The organism is Acidovorax sp. 107, assembly GCF_003058055.1.
Lineage (GTDB): Bacteria > Pseudomonadota > Gammaproteobacteria > Burkholderiales > Burkholderiaceae_C > Acidovorax.
This window is the reverse complement of sequence record NZ_QBTZ01000001.1, coordinates 697756-716292: the sequence shown is the minus strand read 5'-3', so window position 1 is coordinate 716292 and position 18537 is coordinate 697756. Positions and strand designations below refer to the sequence as shown.

The 18537-nt window shown below is 66.5% G+C and carries 20 protein-coding genes; 8 read left to right on the top strand and 12 right to left on the bottom strand.

Annotation, left to right across the window (positions count from 1 at the left end):
* Positions 1 to 37: 37 nt before the first annotated feature.
* On the bottom strand, positions 38 to 517 hold the full coding sequence (locus C8C99_RS03385; RefSeq protein WP_056640791.1) for a DUF4124 domain-containing protein: 480 nt from the start codon (positions 515 to 517) through the stop codon (positions 38 to 40).
* 253 nt (positions 518 to 770) lie between these two features.
* Here C8C99_RS03385 and C8C99_RS03380 point away from each other — a divergent pair, with 253 nt between their 5' ends.
* Together C8C99_RS03380 and C8C99_RS03375 are read left to right on the top strand one after the other, a co-directional pair.
* Positions 771 to 1952 carry an ABC transporter substrate-binding protein gene (locus C8C99_RS03380; protein ID WP_108624956.1) on the top strand — a complete coding sequence of 394 codons (1182 nt, stop codon included), beginning with the start codon at positions 771 to 773 and terminating at the stop codon, positions 1950 to 1952.
* Positions 1953 to 2045: 93 nt separating this feature from the next.
* Complete coding sequence (locus C8C99_RS03375; RefSeq protein WP_108627026.1) at positions 2046 to 3320, top strand: NAD(P)/FAD-dependent oxidoreductase; 1275 nt, start codon at positions 2046 to 2048, stop codon at positions 3318 to 3320.
* Between the two features lie 15 nt (positions 3321 to 3335).
* On the opposite strand, the gene C8C99_RS03370 is transcribed toward C8C99_RS03375, so the two are convergent.
* Positions 3336 to 6596 (bottom strand): EAL domain-containing protein, encoded by a 3261-nt coding sequence (locus C8C99_RS03370; protein ID WP_108624955.1) that lies wholly within the window; start codon positions 6594 to 6596, stop codon positions 3336 to 3338.
* 310 nt (positions 6597 to 6906) lie between these two features.
* Between C8C99_RS03370 and rpsU the strand changes: the two genes are divergently transcribed.
* Positions 6907 to 7119: a 30S ribosomal protein S21 gene (rpsU, locus tag C8C99_RS03365; protein WP_007833691.1), complete on the top strand. Its 213-nt coding sequence runs from the start codon at positions 6907 to 6909 to the stop codon at positions 7117 to 7119.
* 121 nt (positions 7120 to 7240) lie between these two features.
* Positions 7241 to 7687: a GatB/YqeY domain-containing protein gene (locus C8C99_RS03360; RefSeq protein ID WP_056640800.1), complete on the top strand. Its 447-nt coding sequence runs from the start codon at positions 7241 to 7243 to the stop codon at positions 7685 to 7687.
* A gap of 81 nt (positions 7688 to 7768) precedes the next feature.
* Here the strand turns inward: C8C99_RS03360 and C8C99_RS03355 are convergent, their stop codons facing one another.
* Positions 7769 to 8707, bottom strand: a complete 939-nt coding sequence (locus C8C99_RS03355; RefSeq protein ID WP_199226308.1) for a LysR substrate-binding domain-containing protein — start codon at positions 8705 to 8707, stop codon at positions 7769 to 7771.
* Between the two features lie 123 nt (positions 8708 to 8830).
* Here C8C99_RS03355 and C8C99_RS03350 point away from each other — a divergent pair, with 123 nt between their 5' ends.
* On the top strand, positions 8831 to 9934 hold the full coding sequence (locus C8C99_RS03350) for a tartrate dehydrogenase (RefSeq protein ID WP_056640806.1): 1104 nt from the start codon (positions 8831 to 8833) through the stop codon (positions 9932 to 9934).
* 90 nt (positions 9935 to 10024) lie between these two features.
* Here the strand turns inward: C8C99_RS03350 and C8C99_RS03345 are convergent, their stop codons facing one another.
* Both C8C99_RS03345 and C8C99_RS03340 read right to left on the bottom strand, forming a co-directional pair.
* Positions 10025 to 10408 (bottom strand): VOC family protein, encoded by a 384-nt coding sequence (locus C8C99_RS03345; RefSeq protein ID WP_056640809.1) that lies wholly within the window; start codon positions 10406 to 10408, stop codon positions 10025 to 10027.
* A gap of 166 nt (positions 10409 to 10574) precedes the next feature.
* Positions 10575 to 10793 (bottom strand): hypothetical protein, encoded by a 219-nt coding sequence (locus C8C99_RS03340; RefSeq protein WP_056640813.1) that lies wholly within the window; start codon positions 10791 to 10793, stop codon positions 10575 to 10577.
* Between the two features lie 71 nt (positions 10794 to 10864).
* Here C8C99_RS03340 and C8C99_RS03335 point away from each other — a divergent pair, with 71 nt between their 5' ends.
* Complete coding sequence (locus C8C99_RS03335) at positions 10865 to 11761, top strand: LysR family transcriptional regulator (RefSeq protein ID WP_056640817.1); 897 nt, start codon at positions 10865 to 10867, stop codon at positions 11759 to 11761.
* Between the two features lie 22 nt (positions 11762 to 11783).
* Here the strand turns inward: C8C99_RS03335 and C8C99_RS03330 are convergent, their stop codons facing one another.
* The 5 genes from C8C99_RS03330 to pmbA form a co-directional block, all read right to left on the bottom strand.
* Positions 11784 to 12041 (bottom strand): hypothetical protein, encoded by a 258-nt coding sequence (locus C8C99_RS03330; RefSeq protein ID WP_056640821.1) that lies wholly within the window; start codon positions 12039 to 12041, stop codon positions 11784 to 11786.
* Complete coding sequence (locus C8C99_RS03325) at positions 12038 to 12457, bottom strand: VOC family protein (protein ID WP_056640856.1); 420 nt, start codon at positions 12455 to 12457, stop codon at positions 12038 to 12040. The genes C8C99_RS03330 and C8C99_RS03325 overlap by 4 nt, the downstream gene beginning before the upstream one ends.
* A 5-nt stretch (positions 12458 to 12462) precedes the next feature.
* Positions 12463 to 12891 carry a helix-turn-helix transcriptional regulator gene (locus tag C8C99_RS03320; RefSeq protein WP_233247303.1) on the bottom strand — a complete coding sequence of 143 codons (429 nt, stop codon included), beginning with the start codon at positions 12889 to 12891 and terminating at the stop codon, positions 12463 to 12465.
* Between the two features lie 198 nt (positions 12892 to 13089).
* Entirely contained in the window at positions 13090 to 13689 is a 600-nt protein-coding gene (wrbA, locus tag C8C99_RS03315; RefSeq protein WP_108624954.1) for an NAD(P)H:quinone oxidoreductase, read from the bottom strand.
* Between the two features lie 200 nt (positions 13690 to 13889).
* Positions 13890 to 15332, bottom strand: coding sequence for a metalloprotease PmbA (pmbA, locus tag C8C99_RS03310; protein WP_108624953.1), 1443 nt, complete (start codon positions 15330 to 15332; stop codon positions 13890 to 13892).
* Between the two features lie 66 nt (positions 15333 to 15398).
* Between pmbA and yjgA the strand changes: the two genes are divergently transcribed.
* Positions 15399 to 16070, top strand: a complete 672-nt coding sequence (gene yjgA, locus C8C99_RS03305) for a ribosome biogenesis factor YjgA (protein WP_108624952.1) — start codon at positions 15399 to 15401, stop codon at positions 16068 to 16070.
* A complete protein-coding gene (gene mog, locus C8C99_RS03300) occupies positions 16063 to 16665 on the top strand; it encodes a molybdopterin adenylyltransferase (protein WP_108624951.1) in 603 nt (200 codons plus the stop codon). Before yjgA ends, mog begins: the two co-directional genes overlap by 8 nt.
* A 91-nt stretch (positions 16666 to 16756) precedes the next feature.
* On the opposite strand, the gene cysE is transcribed toward mog, so the two are convergent.
* Entirely contained in the window at positions 16757 to 17539 is a 783-nt protein-coding gene (gene cysE / locus C8C99_RS03295; RefSeq protein WP_056640837.1) for a serine O-acetyltransferase, read from the bottom strand.
* A 36-nt stretch (positions 17540 to 17575) separates the two neighbouring features.
* Positions 17576 to 18388 carry an RNA methyltransferase gene (locus C8C99_RS03290; RefSeq protein ID WP_108624950.1) on the bottom strand — a complete coding sequence of 271 codons (813 nt, stop codon included), beginning with the start codon at positions 18386 to 18388 and terminating at the stop codon, positions 17576 to 17578.
* Positions 18389 to 18537 lie beyond the last annotated feature (149 nt).

The following is an 18537-nucleotide window of genomic DNA, read 5'->3' as shown; positions in this document are numbered from 1 at the left end:
TCGAACGGCAGACAAGGGCCTGCCGCAGCGTGACGGGCTACGGGGCGGCCAGCTCTCTCTCTAGCACCCGCAGCTGCTCGCGCAGCGCTTCCGTCCGCGCTTCGCACGCGGCCTTGTCGTCGGCGGCCTTTTCCGCGCCCTCCTGCACAAACTGGTTGCCCGATGGCAGGTTGCCGCGCCGCAGCGGGCCCGCCGTGGCCACAGCGTTGTTCTGGGCCGTGCATTCGCGCTGGTTGCGCTCGATGGCCGCACGCGCCTGGGGGATGCCCTGGGTCTGCAAGTAGTTCTTGCGCTGCCACGCGGGGCCGAACGCGCCCTCCGCCACCGGTGCCGCGGGGGATTGCACGGGGGTGGCACCGCGCGTGGTGGGCCGCACGTCGATCTTCTCGCCCTCCCCCACGCAAGGCGCGTCCTGGAACGACACCTTGCCATTGGCGTCCGTGCATTTGTTGATGGCCCAGGCCGGGGCCAGGCAGCCCAGCGCCAGGGCACAGAAGGCGTAGCGGATCAAAGTCATGATGTGGTCCTTAGAACGTGTTTACGACCTTCACAGGTGCATACCGCATGCTACCGCGCCGCATGGGACGGGCTGACCCCCGCCGCTTTGCGCAGGCGTGGGCGGCCGTGCCCCTGGCGATAGACGCGTGTCCCTAACATGACGCGCCCCCGGTACAAACCCGGTGCGCGCGCAGCCCACATGCCTCCTACCATCGCCGCTCCTTGGGGCCTGGCAGCCCTTTGAATCGGTTCTTTGCTGGAGACGCTGTTTGATGAAGACCCCGAATGCGAATGCATGGCCCGCCGACCAGCGGCCGCCCCTGGCACGCCGCAGCCTGGTGATGGCACTGGCCGGTGGAGTGGCTTTGGCCGGCCTGCCCGCCCGTGCACAGCCCGCCGCAGGCGGCAAGGCAGACATCCTGATCGGCCGCTCGACGGCGCTGTCAGGCGGCATGGCGCCGTTCCTCTCGCCCATCCATGAGGGGCAGGAGGCCGCCGTGGAGGACGCCAATGCCAAGGGCGGCATCGGTGGCCGCAAGATCCGGCTGGTGTCGCTGGACGACGGTTTCGATGCCCGCCGTGCGCTGGACAACGCCAAGCAGCTGAGCGAAAAGGACGGCGTGCTGGCACTGTTCGGTGTGGCCGGTACCTCGCAGGTCATGACGCTGCTGCCCTACCTGGCGCAGGCCAAACTGCCGCTGATCTCCGTGTACACCGGCAGCCCCGCCGTGCGCGCGCAGCAGCACCCCTACCTGTTCACCACCCGCGCCAGCTATGCCGATGAGCTGGTGAAGATCGTGCGCAACCTGGTGGCGGTGCAGACCTCGCGCATCGCCGTGGCCTACGAGAACAACGACTTCGGCAAGCTGCTGCTGCCCCTGGTGGAAAAGACGATAGCCGCCGAGGGTGCCACGCCAGCCGGCTCGCACGCACTGGCCTCTTCGGGTGAAGACGCCAATAAAGCCGCCAAGGCCCTCGCCGCGCAAAAGCCGCAGGCCGTGCTGCTGGTGGCAGCGGGCCCGTCCGTGGTGGCCTATGTGCGCGCCAACCGCGCGCACCTGGGCGTGCCCATCTACACCCTGTCGCTGGGCGCAGGCACCGCCGTGCTCAAGGCGCTGGGCGACGACGCACGTGGCCTGGCCGTGGCACGCACCGGCCCGTCCCCCACCAAGCCCACCATTGCGCTCACACGGGACTTCCAGGCGTCCATGAAGCGCTACGACAAGCCGGTGGACTATGACCGGTACACCGGCTACATGGACGCGCGCGTGCTCATCGAAGGCCTGCGCGCAGCGGGGCCCGGCGTCACGCGCGCCAGCCTGGTCCAGGCCATGGAAGGACTGGGCAACCTGGACCTGGGCGGCTTCGGCTACCAGTTCAGCGCGCAGAACCACCATGGTTCCAACTTCGTGGATATTGCGGTGGTCGGCTCGGGCGGGGTGTACCGGCAGTAGCCGTGCCATGGACGCGCACGGCGCATAGGCCTTCTCCCCTACGCAGCGGCGACAATGGCGGCCCTGCCACCGCCAGCCCCCTCCCGCTCCACCGTGTCGTCCCCCACTGCTCCTCACTCCTTCGACGTTGTCATCATCGGCGCCGGCGCCGCCGGCCTGTTCTGCGCGGGCCAGGCCGGCCAGCGGGGCCTGAAGGTCTTGCTCATCGACCATGCGGACAAGGTGGCCGAGAAGATCCGCATCTCGGGCGGCGGGCGCTGCAACTTCACCAACCGCGACCTGGATCCGGCCGCGCCGCACAAGCACTTTGTGGGGCAAAACCCGCAGTTCTGCCGCTCGGCGCTGTCGCGCTACACACCCGCCGACTTCATCGCGCTGGTGCAAAGGCACGGCATTCCCTTTCACGAAAAGCACAAGGGCCAGCTGTTTGCCGACCGCTCGGCCGAGGACATCATTGCCATGCTGCTGGCCGAGTGCGCGGCGAGCGGCGTGACCCGCTGGCAGCCCTGCGGGGTCAAAAAAATAGCCTTTTTGGCCGCAAGCGCCAGTGAATCATGCCGGGGTAGCTATCAAATTGATACCGATCGCGGACCGGTGTCGGCGGGTGCACTGGTCATTGCCACCGGCGGCCTGTCCATCCCGAAGATCGGCGCCACCGATTTTGGCTACCGGCTCGCGCAGCAGTTCGACATTCCCCTCGTCGAGCGCAAGCCGGGCCTGGTGCCGCTGACCTTTGACGGCGCGGGCTGGGCACCGTATGCACAGTTGGCGGGGCTGGCGCTGCCGGTGCAGATCAGCACGGGCGCCAAAAAGAACCGCATGGCGTTTGACGAAGACCTGCTGTTCACCCACCGGGGCCTGTCGGGCCCGGCGGTGCTGCAGATCTCCAGCTACTGGCAGGAGGGCACGCCGCTGGCCATCAACTTGGCGCCCGCGGTGGACCTGCCCGCTGCGCTGGCGCAGGGCAAGGTCCGCTCGCGCAAGCTGGTTGCCAACGAGCTGGCCACCCTGGTGCCCAGCCGCCTGGCCGACGCCTGGGCCAGCCGCGAGGCTGATTGGCAACGCCCCATCAACGAGGCCAGCGACAAGGCCCTGACGCGCCTGGCCGAGCAGCTGGCGCGCTGGGAGCTGACACCCACGGGCACCGAGGGCTACAAGAAGGCCGAGGTGACGCTGGGCGGCGTGGACACGCGCGCGCTGTCGCAGCAGACCATGGAGTGCAAGGCCCAGCCGGGCCTGTACTTCATTGGCGAAGTGGTGGACGTGACGGGCTGGCTGGGCGGCTACAACTTTCAGTGGGCGTGGGCCAGTGCCCACGCCTGTGCACAGGCATTGCCGCTGGCAGAGCCGGCGGGCACCCCGCACTGACACGCCAACGCTCCGTCACGCAGTCGCCAGAGCCTCCCGCACAGGCACTCCCGGCGGCAGGTGCTGGCAGGCCCAGGCCTCCAGCTCTGGCACAGGCAGCGGACGGCTGAAGTGGTAACCCTGCAGCTCCTCGCAGTCGAGCGCCCCCAGCACCTGGGCCGTGGCCAGGTCTTCCACACCCTCGGCCACGATGCGCAGCCCCAGCGTATGGCCCAGCGCAATGATGGCGCGCGTGATGGCCATGTCGGCAGGGTTGACCAGCATGTCGCGCACAAAGGACTTGTCCACCTTGAGACGGTCGATGTCAAAGCGCTTGAGGTAGGCCAGACTCGAATACCCGGTGCCGAAATCGTCGATGGACAGCTGCACACCCAGCGCCTTGAGCGCCGCCAGTTGCTGCTCGGCCGCATGGGCGTTGTCCATGAGCTGGGATTCGGTGATCTCCAGCTCCAGCCGGTCTGCGGGCATGCCGGTGCGGGCCAACAGCGCCTCGATGTCGGTCACCAGCGACGGGTCGGACATCTGCGCTGCCGACAGGTTGACCGAGATCGACACCTGGGCCAGTGGGTGCGTCAGCGTTGCGTCGCCCGGGCCCGCATCGAGCACCAGCGGTTGCCAGCGCACCCACTGCTCGCAGGCCTGTTGCAGCACCCAGCTGCCAATGGCGCGGATCATTCCGGTCTCTTCGGCGATGGGAATGAACTCGCTGGGCGGTATGGAGCCCAGCACCGGGCTGGTCCAGCGCAGCAGTGCCTCCACGCCCAGCAGCTGGGCACCCTGGGCGCTCAGGCGCGGCTGGTAGTTCAGGCTCAGCTCGTTGCGCTCCAGCGCGCGGCGCAGTTGCTGCTCCATGGTCTGGCGGGCCACGGCGCGCTGGTCGGTCTCCATCGAATAGAACAGCGCCATGTCGCGGCCAGTGGTCTTGGCCTCATACATGGCGGCGTCGGCGCGGCGCATGAGTTCGTCAATGTCGCTACCGTCCTCGGGGTACACGGCAATGCCCACGCTGCATGACACATTCAGCTCGTGCCCTTCCACCGGATGGCTCTGGCGGATGAGCGGGATCAGCCGCCGCTCTACCAGCTGCTGCACGTCCTCGCGCCCGGCCACATCACGCATCACCACCACAAACTCGTCGCCGCCCAGGCGGCTCACGGTGTCGCGGCTGCGCACGGCCTGCGTGAGCCGCGCGGCCACCGAGCGCAGCAAGCCGTCGCCAATGTGGTGGCCCAGCGTGTCGTTGATGGCCTTGAAACGGTCCAGGTCGATGAACAGCACCGCGACCTTTTCGCCCGTGATGGGGGCCTGCGCCAGTGCCATCTGCAGGCGCTGCACGCACAGTGAGCGGTTGGGCAACTCGGTGAGCACGTCGTGGTGCGCCAGGAACTGGATGCGCTCCTCGTTGAGCTTGCGGTCGGTGATGTCGATGGCGATGCCGATGTGGTTGGCCACCGCACCGCCCTTGCCCTCGCGCACGGCCGACACCATGAGCCAGGCCGGGTAGGTCTCGCCCGAGCGGCGGCGAAACCGCACCTCGCCCTGCCACGACTCCTTGTCGAGCATGGTGCGCTGGATCTGCGCGGGCAGCGGCTCGCCACCCGCCTCTTCCAGCAAAAAGCCCAGGTTCTCGCCGATGACCTCGTAGAAGTCGTAGTGCGTGCTGCGGCAGAACGCCTTGTTCACGCTGATGATCTGCTGCTCGGCGTTCATGATGATGATGCCCTCAGACGAGGCCTCGAACACCTTGGCCCACAGCTCCAGGCGCTGCTCCATCACCTTGAGCACGTTGATGGGCGTGAAGGCCGTGAGCACCGAGTCGCGCCCCTGGAACTGCAGGCGCCGTGCCGACAGCACGGCCCACGAGGGCTCAGGGCTGCCCTTCCAGCGCACTTCAAACTCATCGACCGATCCCTGGTCTGCCAGGCGCTGGAAGAACCGCGCGCGCACGCCGGGCTCCAGCCCCACGGCCCAGGGGTCGGTCTTGCGGCCCCCCAGCCAGTGGGCGGCGGGCGCGTTGGAATGCAGCACCTCGTGCTCGGGGATGGACGTGACCACCATGGGGATGGGAAAGGCCTCCACCAGCTCGCGCTGCGCCTCGGCCGCGCGGGCGCTGGCGGCCAGCTCCTGCTGCAGCACGCGGTCGCGGTCGAGCTGCGACAGCATCTCGTTGAACGCGGTGACCAGGCGGCCGATTTCGTCGCGGCTGTTCCACTGGGCGCGCAGTGTGTGGTCGCCGCTCTTGCGCACCTCGTCGGCCACGCGGGCCAGTTGCTGCAGCGGCTTGGCAATCTGGCGTGCGACCAGGGTGACGAGCGAAAGAATGCAGCCCAACAGCACCAGCGCCGTGCCCAGGTGCAGCCACATGCGGGCAAACAGGCTGTCGGCGCGCTGGTTCAGCAAACGCTCCAGGTCCACAATGCCCACCGACCACGCATCGCGCAGCGCGCCCAGCACCAGGGCCTCCTGCACACCGACTTGCGCCACCGTCAAGCGCGACTCGCCCGATGCAATGCCTTGCAGCAGGGCCTGAAAGCCCTCCTGCGCCGTCTTGAGCGCTTCACGCTGGTGCACCAGTGCAGCCCGCATCTCGGGAGATCCCGCAATGAATGCCTGGTTGTAGTCCGATTCGATGCCCAGCATCACCGCGTCCAGCCGCCCCACCAGCGTGAGCAGCTCCGAGGTCCACTGCGGCCCCCGCGCCGAGGAAGCCGCACTAAGAAAACTTACCGTGTCGTGCACCGCCTGCAGCAGCTCTGGAAACCGCAGCACCACCAGCGACATCACGTAGTAGCTGTCCAGGTCCGGGTCCAGGATCAGGTTGGACTGGTTGCCCACCGTGGTGAGCAGCTCGCGCCCCTCGCGCAGCAACTGGCTGCGCTGGCGGGTGAGCGTCTGTGGATCGACGGTGGACGAGCCCCCCTGGGGCGGCCCCGCCAGCTGCTGCAACGCCACGCCAAACCGCTGGCCTATCTCGGCAGTGCGCAGCTGCTCGTCGTGGGCTGCCCGCACGGCGTCCAGCCGGGTGAGCACATCGGCCACCAGCGGTGGCTGCTGCGATGCGTCCAGAAACTGCCCCATCAACCCGTCGCGCACCACGGCCGCATAGGTCGTGCCCACCACTTCCTTGCGCGTGAAATCGATCGCCAGGTACTTTTCGTGGATCAGGATGCTGGAGACGTAGATCACCGCCGTCAGGTCCAGCAGATAGATGAGCATGAGCTTGCGGCCCACACTGAGCCGGCCCAGCCAACCCGATACGCGGTGCATGAATGCCATGGTGTCTGCGGCGGAGCGCGCCCGGGCGGATGGCCAGGGCTCCCCACCGGTGAATAGGAGTGTTACAACATGAAGCAACTTCCGCGCCATTGCAGTGCGACCGCGCCAGCGAGAAGCCCACCGACGCCCTATCTGGGGGCAGATGGGCGGCCCTTGCGCTGCGGGTGCAGATAAAGGCTATAATCTCCGGCTTTGCTGGCAATGCTCCGTCGGCCAAATACTAGTTACAGACGGGGAAACCGCTTTGTACGGACTTGAGGCCCGATCTCCCCAAGCCCCTCTGCAGGCACCATTTGGAAAACATTAGCTAATGACTACGATCCGCGTAAAAGAAAACGAACCCTTTGACGTTGCACTGCGCCGCTTCAAGCGCACCATTGAAAAGCTCGGCCTGCTGACCGACCTGCGCGCCCGTGAGTTCTACGAAAAACCCACCGCCGAGCGCAAGCGCAAGAAGGCTGCTGCCGTGAAGCGTCACTACAAGCGCGTTCGCAGCATGCAACTGCCCAAGAAGCTGTACTAAGTACCGCTTTGGCACCGTCCTGATACGGAGTGCCGACAAACCCGCGCTAGGGACGCCAAGCGCGGGTTTTTGTTTTTGGCAAACCCCTGTTCTTGTCTAAAAACCAACCAAGGAAGCCGCCATGAGCCTCAAGGACCAGATCACCGAAGATATGAAAACCGCCATGCGCGCCAAGGACAGCGAGCGCCTGGGCACCATCCGCCTGCTGCAGGCCGCGATGAAGCAAAAGGAAGTGGACGAGCGCGTCGTGCTGGACGACGCAGCCGTGGTCGCCATCGTGGACAAACTGATCAAGCAGCGCAAGGACTCGATCACCGCGTTTGAAGGCGCGGGCCGTCAGGACTTGGCCGACAAGGAAAAGGCCGAGATGGCCGTGCTGCAGGCCTACCTGCCCGAGCGCATGTCGGCCGAAGAAACGCTGGCTGCCGTGAAGGCCATCGTGGCCGAAGTGGGTGCCTCGGGCCCTGGCGACATGGGCAAGGTCATGGGTGTGGTCAAGACCCGCCTGGCGGGCAAGGCCGATATGGGCCAGGTGTCGGCTGCGGTGAAGGCCGCGCTGGCGGGCTGATCGCCCCCCGCTTCCACCCAGTCAGTATCTTTTTGATAGCTGCTACCGCTTGCCAGACGGGCGGTAGCGGCTATTTTTGCTTCAGACCGAGGCGTTTCCCCCCATCTCAATGCCCCGCGCCATCCACCCGGCGCGGAAATGCGCCTGCAGAAACTCCACGCACACCCGCACCTTGGCCGAGCGCTCCAGCCGCGTGGGGTACACGGCCCACACATTCGCCTCCTGCTGCCACTGCGGCAGCACCTGCACCAGGCGCCCCGCCTGCAGGTGCGCGCCCACATCCCACAGCGAGCGCAACACTACACCGCGCCCGTCCACGGCCCACTGCACGGCCATCTCGCCGTTGTTGGCCGACAGCGGGCCGCGCACCTTCACCGACTCCTCCTGCGCACCACTGCGCAAGCGCCACACGCCAAACGGGTGGTCGCGCTCCTTGATCACCAGGCAGTCGTGCGCAGCCAGGTCGGCCACGGTGCGCGGCGTGCCCTTGCGCTGCAGGTAGGCGGGCGCTGCGCACAGCACGCGGTGGTTGTCCGCCAGGCGGCGGGCAATGAGGTGCGGCGCAATCTCGTCGCCCACGCGCACATCCAGATCAAACCCTTCACCCGCTACATCCACCAGCCGGTCGAACACTTCGAGCCGCACCTGCAGCCCTGGGTGCTGCTCCACCAGCCGCGACAGCGCGGGCGCCACAATCTGGCGGCCAAAGCCAAAGCTGCTGCTCACCCGCAGCAGGCCACGCGGCTCGCTGCGCGTCACCGCCACCTCCTGCATCAGCTGCTCCATGTCGTCCAGGATGCACTGCGCCCAGTGGAAGACGCGCTCACCCTCTTCCGTCACCGCCACGCGGCGGGTGGTGCGGTGCAGCAGCTTGACCTGCAGGTCCTGCTCCAGCAGGCGAATGCGCTTGCTGACATAGGCGGGTGAGGTCCCCAGCTCGGTGGCAGCGCCGCCAAAGCTCGCCTTGCGCACCACGGCCGTGAACACGCGCAGGTCTTCCGCTGCAGGATTTTTATGCACAAAGTGTGAAGGATGAAGCCACAGTTGGCGGATTGTAGTTATCGGCAGCGCTGGGAACAATGCACGCCATGCCGCTGGCTGCGCCTGCAGCCGCATCCCCGACGCCATTGCAAGGACCGCTTGATGACCTCTTCCGCCCCCGCCAAAACCTACCGCATCGCCCTCATCGCCGGAGACGGCATTGGCAAGGAGGTGATGCCCGAAGGCCTGCGCGTGGTGCAGGCCGCCGCAGCGCGTTTTGGCATTGCGCTCGAAACCACTGCCATCGACTGGGCCAGCTCCGACTACTACGCCACCCACGGAAAAATGATGCCCGACGACTGGAAGGCCCAGCTGTCAGGCATGGACGCCATCTTCTTCGGCGCCGTCGGCTGGCCCGCCACCGTGCCCGACCACATCTCGCTGTGGGGTTCGCTGCTCAAGTTCCGCCGCGAATTCGACCAGTACATCAATCTGCGCCCTGTGCGCTTGTTCGAGGGCGTGCCCTGCCCCCTGGCCGGTCGCAAGCCCGGCGACATCGACTACTACGTGGTGCGCGAGAACACCGAGGGTGAATACACCTCGCTGGGTGGCGTGATGTACGAAGGCACCGACCGCGAGATCGTGATCCAGGAATCCGTTTACTCCCGCCACGGTGCCAACCGCCTCTTGAAGTTCGCGTTCGACCTGGCCCAGGCCCGCGCCAAGAAACACGTGACCCTGGCCACCAAGAGCAACGGCATCGCCATCAGCATGCCCTGGTGGGACCAGCGCGCGGACGACGTGGCCAAGGGCTACCCCGAGGTCACGCTGGACAAGCAGCACATCGACATCCTCACCGCCCGCTTTGTGCTGCAGCCGGGCCGATTCGACGTGGTGGCTGCGACCAACCTGTTTGGCGACATCCTGAGCGACCTGGGCCCCGCCACCACCGGCACCATTGGCCTCGCCCCTTCGGCCAACCTGAACCCCGAGCGCTCCTTCCCCAGCCTGTTCGAGCCCGTGCATGGCTCGGCACCCGACATCTACGGCAAAAACATCGCCAATCCGATTGCCATGATCTGGTCGGGTGCGCTGATGCTGGACTTCCTCACGCAGGGCCAGGGCGCGGGGCGGCAGGCGCATGACGCCATCGTCACGGCCATCGAAGAGGTCATCAAAAGCGGCCCGCGCACGCCAGACCTGGGCGGCACGGCCAGCACCACGCAGGTGGGCGAGGCGATTGCGGCACGGGTGGCGGGGAACTGAGCCACAGCCCTCGACCCAACGCTCCTATTTCCATAGCTTAAAAGGCATACCTATCGCGCGGTACCGGCCTTTTTTTATTGAAACCACGGGCTAGGTGGCAATGTCCTCGTGCAGGCAGAGGTAGTTGCCCTCGGTGTCCTTGAACCACGCGGCCTTCTCGGCGCCCAGCACGCACACATGGTTCACGGTCTTGAGGCCGGGGAAGTCGTAGTCCTCAAAGACCACCTGGGCGCGTTTCAGCGCCTCGATGGCGGCGGCGATGTCGGCCACCAGAAAGCTGATGGCCGTGTGGTCGGCCTTGGTGCCTTCCGGTTTGGGGAACAGCGCCAGCGTGCTGCCCCCTACGGCATAGACAAACTTGCCATCGGGCCGGAAGCCGCCGGGCCTCAGGCCCAGGCAGCCCTCGTAGAAGGCGCGGGCGCGGTCCATGTCCATCACGGGCAGCATGGTGGTTACGGAGGAATCGGACAACATACCAGGTCCTTTCGCTCAATCCGGCCCGACATGCAGCAGGGGTGACATGCAGCCTTCCTGGCGGTGCGCCAGGGCCCGGTCCAGGCCGTCCGACCGGTCTGGCAGTGTAGGCCGATCCCCGGCGCCACGCCACTGCGCACTGCCTCCTCCACGCTCCCAAACTGCCTCAGCCCCCATGGGGCGGTACCCTGAAGTTGTCGGTGATGCGCTGCTCGGCCCGGGCCAAGGCAGCACCCAGCCTCCGCAGCCAACGCCAGCCCAGGCGCTGCACCCGGCGCGGCCAGCGGGCGGCACGGGCCGGGCGCTGTGGCAGTGCACCCGGGGGCTGGCGGGCAAGGGCGTGGCGAGCGGTGTCTTCGGGGTCCAGACGGGTGGGATGCAACATGGCCCCGATGCTCGCGGCGGGGCTAACATCTGTAAAGTTGAATTCATTGAATCCTGAAGTCAGGAAACCTGATGCGTAACCTCAACCTCGACCAGCTGCAGACCCTGATCGCCATCGCCGACCTGGGCACCTTTGCTGCTGCGGCCCAGGCGCTGCACTTGGCGCCGCCCACAGTCAGCATGCACATCAAGGAACTGGAATCGCGCCTGGGCGCCGAGCTGGTGGTGCGCGGGCGGCGCCAGGCCGACCTCACCCCCGCAGGCGAAGTGCTGGTGCGCGAAGGCCGCCAGCTGCTACTGGCCAGTGATGACCTCGTGGAACGCGTGCGGCGCCGTGCCTCTGGCCGCGAAGGCATGGTGCGGGTGGGCGTGTCGGCGGGGGTCAGCACCCGGCTGCTGCCGCGCATGCTGGAGGCGCTGGCGGCGCGCAGCCCGGGTGTGGAAATCCGCCTGGAGGCCGTGGGCTCGGCCGAGTCGATGCAGCGGCTCAAAGCGGGCACGCTGGACATCGCCATCGTCGCCAGCCCCCAGCCGCCGCTGGCCGAGGTGCGGCAGACCCCGTGGCGCAACGACCCCATGGTGGCCCTGCTGCCCGCCGCGTGGGAGGCACCCGAGCACATCGGCCCCGACTGGCTGGCCAGCCGTCGCTGGGCCTCGTTTGCGCCCGCCACGCAAATGCACGGGCTGATCGCCAACTGGTTTGGCCAGGCGGGGCACCACCCGCGCCCGTTTCTGGCGCTGAGCTACCCCGGCGCCCTCAAAAGCCTGGCCGTGGCCAGCCAGTGCGCCGCCTTGCTGCCGATGGAAGAGGTGGAAGACCTGCAGGGCACGCCCGGTGTGCAGATCTGCCCCCTGCAGCCGCCGCTGATGCGCCCCATGGCCGTGGCCCACCGGCACCAGCCGCCGCCCTCCCCGGCAGTGGAGGGCGTGCTGGAGTTGCTGGCGGAATTTGCGGGCCTCGCAGAGTGATGGCGGGGCACACCACCCGACGTCACGCGGGCGGCCAGCCCTGGGCACCCGGGGCAGGCCGAACGGAAGACCGGGCAGCAAGCCGCTGCAGGTAGGGCTGCACGAACAGGTACAGCCCCGTCAACAACAGCAGCGCCAGCGGCGGCAGGGGTGCATACGTCACCCAGTCCGGCGGGTTGCCTGCACCTTGCGCACGGACCACAAAGTTGGCGATGACAGCAAGAGTGAACGCCATCGACACCCAGCGATGAAACCGCCGGATGCCCGCACCGGCGCTCATTGCGCACCTCCAGCGGCAAGCTGGATCATCTTCCAGCCGTTGCCCGCCGGGTCGCGAAAGCCTGCGTCCACGTTGCCGTACCGGTCCACGGGCTCCTGTGTGAACTCCACACCCAAGTTCCGCAGTCGGGCATAGTCCGCGCGGCAGTCCGCAACATGAAGCACCAGAGCGGGCATGGCTCCTTTGGCCACCATGGCGCGCAAAGTTAGCGCTGTGGCTTCATCATGGATCGGCGGGCCGGGCCAGAACAGGCCCAGCTGAAAGCCCGGCTGGTCGGGGTGCTGCACCGTCAGCCAGCGGTAGGGGCCGTTGCGCACGTCCGTGTGCACGCGAAACCCGAGCTTACCTACGTAAAACGCGAGCGCCTCGTCCTGGTCGTCCACATACACGCCCACCACACCAATGCCTTGGTTCATCGTCATCAGATCTCCTGGTTTGTTGCTGATGTCGGCTTTGTACCTGCGGCCTGGCGGCGGCGCTTCTCCGAAACTGCGGTGGTGAGGTCGGGACGCTGCGTGGCCTTCAACACGCAGGCGGGCACCTTGTTCAGGGGGGCAACCGTGGCCTGGGCCTGCAGGCGCACCGCACTGGGGCTCTGCCCGGTGATATCACGGAAGGTGCGCCCAAAGGTGCCCAGGCTTTCCCAGCCGGTGGCAAACGCGATCTCGATGATGGGCAAGTCCGTATCACGCAGCAGCGTGGTGGCCTGCTCGATACGGCGAGTCAGCAGGTAACGGTGTGGCGGAATGCCAAAGGCCTGCCGGAAGGATCGGGCGAAATGCGCCTCGGAGACGCCGCTGACCTCGGCCAGCCGCTGCACCGGCCAGGCCTCGTGCGACGCGGCGTCCATGCGGTCCTTGGCGCGCAGCAGTCGGCGCAAGAGTGCGGGGTCTTGGAGTGTCACGAAGTCGCTCGAGGCACGGGAACCAAACGCTCAAAAAGCCCGGAGTCGTGCACCCTTGCATGGGCGCAGGCCTATGGCAAATGGCTGATGGCTCGCGGCAAACCACCTGCCACCAGAACGATGGATGCGGGCGGGACGATCAGATCAGGGAAACAGCTTGTTCGCGGTTTCAGCGATCAACTTGCCCTGAAAACGTGCACCGTCCAGCTCCAGGGTGCTGGGCTGGCGCTGGCCCTGGCCGCCCGCAATCGTGGTGGCGCCATAGGGGCTTCCGCCAACGACCTCATCCAGAGTCATCTGCCCCTGGTAGCTGTAGGGCAAGCCCACAATCGTCATCCCGAAGTGCATCAGATTGGTGATGATGGAGAACAGCGTGACCTCCTGCCCACCGTGCTGGGTGGCTGTGGAGGTAAACGCGCCTCCCACCTTGCCGTTGAGCGCACCGCGTGCCCACAGACCACCCGCCTGATCGAGAAATGCAGCCATCTGCGAAGGCATGCGGCCAAAACGGGTGGGCGCACCGACGATGATGGCGTCATAGCCCTCCAGCTCCGCCACGGTGGCCACACCAGCAGACTGGTTCAGCTTGAAATGCGCGCCCTTGGCAATGTCTTCAGGCACAGTCTCTGGCACCCGCTTGACATCGACGGTAGCACCCGCAGAGCGCGCCCCATCGGCCACGGCCTGGGCCATGGTTTCAATGTGGCCGTAGGTGGAATAGTAAAGAACCAGAACTTTCGACATGGTGACTCCTTGGAGGGTTGAAGTGCCCACTGGCTAAGCGGCACCCACACCATATTGCGTTTCGTTGATGACAGCAATGCAAAACGCAGGAGTCGGTACAGGCCCACCCTGGCCAGCCTCTGGACCAGGGCCGCCGTCAGAAGGGGCGAAGGAATCCGGCCTGGCCCAGCGGGCGTGAGCGCGGGTTCGCTCCCGCCTTCTCAGCTCCCCGCCACCTTCATGCGGTTCACCAGAATCGATCCCACGGTCTTGGCGCCGTAGTTGTAGGCATCCGAGCCCACGGCCTCGATGCCCTTGAGCATGTCCTTGAGATTGCCCGCGATGGTGATCTCGTGCACGGGGTAGGCGATCTTGCCGTTCTCGACCCAGAAGCCGCTCGCGCCGCGCGAGTAGTCGCCGGTCACGTAGTTCACGCCCTGGCCCATCAGCTCCACCACAAACAGGCCCGTGCCCAACTTTTGCAGCATGGCATCCAGGTCGTCGCTGGCTTGTGTCAGGCGCGAGGTCAGGGTGAGGTTGTGCGAGCCCCCGGCGTTGCCCGTGGTCTTCATGCCCAGCTTGCGGGCCGAGTAGCTGGAGAGGAAATAGCCCTGCACGCGGCCGCCCTGCACCACCTTGCGCGGCGCCACGCGCACGCCTTCCTCGTCAAACGGCGAGCTGCCCTTACCGCCCAAGATGAACGGGTCTTCGAGGATGTCGATGTGCTTGGGGAACACCATCTTGCCCAGCGAGTCGAGCAAGAAGCTGCTCTTGCGGTACAGCGAGCCACCACTGATGGCCTGCACAAAACCGCCCAGCAGGCCAGCGGCCAGGGTGGATTCGAACAGCACCGGGCATTGGGTGGTGGGGATCTTGCGACTGCCCAGACGGCTCAGCGCGCGCTGCGCAGCGTAGCGGCCCACGGCCTCAGGCGAGGCCAACTCGGCGGCGTTGCGCATGGAGCTGTACCAGGCGTCACGCTGCATCTCGGCATTCTTGCCAGGCAGCGAGGCGATGGGGGCCACCGAGAAGCTGTGGCGCGAGCTGGCATAGCCACCGCGAAAGCCGCGCGTGTGGGCGCTGAAGAAATGACTTTGCTGGGCCGACACGCCCGCGCCTTCACTGTTGGTGATGCGGCGGTGGGTCTTGAAAGCCGCGGCCTCGCAGGCCTTGGCCATCTCCGCGGCTTCTTCGCTGGTGATGGCCCAGGGGTGGAAGAGTTGCAGGTCGCGGTGCGTTTCCTGGGGGGCGATGTCGTCGGCGTCCGGCAGGCCGGCCACGGGGTCTTCGGCCGTGAAGCGGGCAATGTCGTAGGCTGCTTGCACGGTCTGCTCGATGGCCTTGTCCGAGAAGTCGGATGTGCTGGCATTGCCCCGGCGGTGGCCGATGTACACCGTCACGCCCAGCGACTTGTCGCGGTTGCGCTCCACGTTCTCCAGCTCGCCCTTGCGCACGCTGACAGACAGGCCGCACCCCTCGGAGGCCTCGGCGCCCGCGTCGGTGGCGCCGAGCTTTTTGGCGTGGGCCAGGGCGCGGTCCACCAGGCCTTCAAAGAACGGGCGGCTGTAGCTGAAGCCGCTGTCAGGGGTGCGAGAGGTGGCAGCTGCGGGCGCGGCGGCCAGCGCGCCGGGGGTGCGCGGGGCGCGGTGGGAGGGTTTGTTCATAGCGGCAGCTATGATACTTGCCGCTGTGGCGCGCTCTGCGCCACTTGTTTTTTGCCCCCACCACCCATGTCACGCAAACCCAAAAAAGGCTACTTTGTGCGAGGCCAGTTCGTTGCCGAAGGCAGCGAACTGGACATTCAGCTCAAGGCCGAACTCAAAGGCACGCCCGATGCCAGCCGCACCGATCTCAAGCGCGAGAGCGACGAACTGCAGGACCTGGGCAAAGAGCTTTTGAACCTGCGCGCCGACCTGTTCGACGCCTTGGGCCTGCCCGACAAGCTGGTGGAGGCGCTGGCCGAGGCCAAGCGCATCACCAACTTTGAAGGCAAGCGCCGCCAGATGCAGTACGTGGGCAAGCTCATGCGCAAGCTCGAACCCGAGCTGGTGCAAGCCGCCCGCCAGGCCCTGGAAGAGCAGCACAAGGGCTCTGCCACCGAAAAGCTGCAGCTGCACCTGGCCGAACAATGGCGCGACCGCCTGATCGCCGATGACGACACGCTGGCCGCCTGGATGGCCGAGCACCCCACCACCGACACACAGCAGCTGCGCGCGCTGATCCGCCAGGCGCGCAGGGACGCACAGCCCGCAGGCAAAGAGGCCAATGTCCAGGTCTCGCAAGGCCTGGCGCCCCGCAAGGGCCGTGCGTACCGCGAGCTGTTCCAGCTGGTGCGCGAGCACCTGGGCGGCACCGGCACGGCAGACGCCAGCGACACCGACGAGGACAACGACGATGAGTGAAGCCATCCACGATGCCGTCAAGATTGGCATCGTTTCCGTCAGCGACCGCGCCAGCACCGGCGTCTATGAAGACAAGGGCCTGCCCGCGCTGCAGGACTGGCTCACCCGTGCGCTGCGCAACCCCATCAGCTTCGAGTCGCGCCTGATCCCCGACGAGCAAGCGGGCATCAGCGCCACACTGATCGAACTGGTCAACGCGGGCTGCAGCCTGGTGCTGACGACCGGCGGCACCGGCCCTGCCCTGCGCGACGTGACGCCCGAGGCCACACTGGCCGTGGCGCACAAGGAGATGCCGGGCTTTGGCGAGCAAATGCGCCAGATCAGCCTCAAGTTTGTACCCACCGCCATCCTCTCGCGCCAGGTGGCCGTGGTGCGCGACCGGAGCCTCATCATCAACCTGCCCGGCCAGCCCAAGGCGATTGCCGAGACGTTGGAAGGGCTGAAAGATGCCGAAGGCAAACAGATCGTGCCGGGCATCTTTGCCGCCGTGCCGTACTGCGTGGACCTGATCGGCGGGCCGTACATGGAAACACGCGACGAGGTCTGCAAGGCGTTCCGGCCCAAGACGGCCATCCGCGCACCACGCGCGGCCTGACCCCCACGATACCGTCAAGTCAAAATAGCTGCCAGCGCCGGATACCCATGCGCTGGCAGCTATTTTTTTGATAGCGAATTGAAAACGCGGCCTATTTGCCCACCAGCTCGTTAAGCTTGCCTGCCTCGAACTGCTCCTTGATGGCCGCATCGCACGGCACACAGTCCTTGGCCTGGTGATTGGCGGCCGAGAGCTTTTCAATGGCCTGCCACAACAGCGCGATCTGGTGCTCTTGCGATGAGGCGTTGTCGATCAACCCCCGCATGGCCTGCGAGAGCGGGTCGTCCTCCTGCGTGATGCCATAGGCAGTGAATTTGCGCGACGGCTGGGGCTCGGTCACGTCGGCGCTCTGGCCTTCCTTGGAGGGGATGATGCGCGCCGGGATGCCCACCGCCGTAGCACCTGCAGGCACGGGCTTGATGACCACGGCATTGCTGCCGATCTTGGCACCGTCGCCCACTTCGAAGCCACCCAGCACCTTGGCACCCGCGCTCACCACCACGTCGCGGCCCAGGGTGGGATGGCGTTTGGCGCCTTTGTACAGCGAGGTGCCACCCAGCGTCACGCCCTGGTAGATGGTGCAGCCGTCGCCGATCTCTGCGGTCTCGCCCACCACCACGCCCATGGCATGGTCGAAGAACACGCGCTCTCCGATCTTGGCGCCGGGGTGGATCTCGATGCCCGTGAACCAGCGTGCAAAGTGCGAGATGAAGCGACCCAGCCACTTGAGCCCATGGTGCCAGCACCAGTGGGCCGGGCGGTGCAACCAGATCGCATGCAGGCCCGGATAACAGGTGATCACCTCCCACGTGCTGCGCGCGGCAGGATCGCGGTCGAGGATGCACTGGATATCGGAGCGCAGGCGGGCGAGCATTGGTTGTTATGGTTATTTGTAAATGGGCTGCACAGTCTATCGTTTCGCCTGCGCCGTCTCGATCATGGCTTTGGCGACACCTCTCAAGATGTGGATTTCCTCAGGGCTCAGCTGCGCGCGGTTGAAAAGCTGGTTAAGGCGGGGCATGAGCTTCTTGGGCGCGGCCGGGTCCAGAAAACCGATGGATGTGAGCGCCTGCTCCCAGTGGCCCAGCATGCCCGCCACCTGCGCCGCATCGGCCAGCGCGCGCGGCGGCGTCGCATCCTGCACCGCAAAACCGCCCAGCGCCTGGCGCCATTCGTAGGCGATCACCTGGATGGCCGCGCCCAGGTTGAGCGAGCCAAAGCTCGGGTTCGTGGGGATGGAGAGGGCCACGTGGCAGCGGTACACGTCTTCGTTGGTCATGCCAAACCGCTCGGAGCCGAAGAGAAAGGCCACACCGGCTTGCGGCGCCGCGCCAGGGTCTGCAGGAGATTCCTCACCTGGGTTTTGAGGGTTTTCAGGCTCTAGCGCCGGTGTTTCATACCTGAGCAGCTCACTTTTCAATAGCATTTCAAAGTGCGCGCGCGGTGCTGCCGTGGGCGGGCCGAAGTCACGCGGCGTCATGGCCGTGGCGCACAGGTGGCTCATGCCGTCCAAGGCTTCGTCCAGCGTGGCGACGATGCGCGCGTTGTTCAGCACATCGAGGGCGCCGCTGGCGCGCTGGATGGTCTCCTCGCGCCGCAGCACGTTGGCCCAGCGTGGGGCGACCAGCACCAGGTCGTCAAACCCCATGGTTTTCATGGCGCGGGCGGCGGCGCCCACATTGCCGGCATGGCTGGTATTGATCAGGACAAAACGGGTCTTCATGGACGGGCGGGGCGAGAGGGGGAAGGCGGCCGGTTAGGCAAAAAAGGGCTCTGCGGGTAAAATCCCGCCCTCTATTGTCGCCGCCCGCATCGCCGGGTCGGGCCTGACCTCCCCGCTCATCCTGTACGCAAACGCCCGCGCCACCCTGG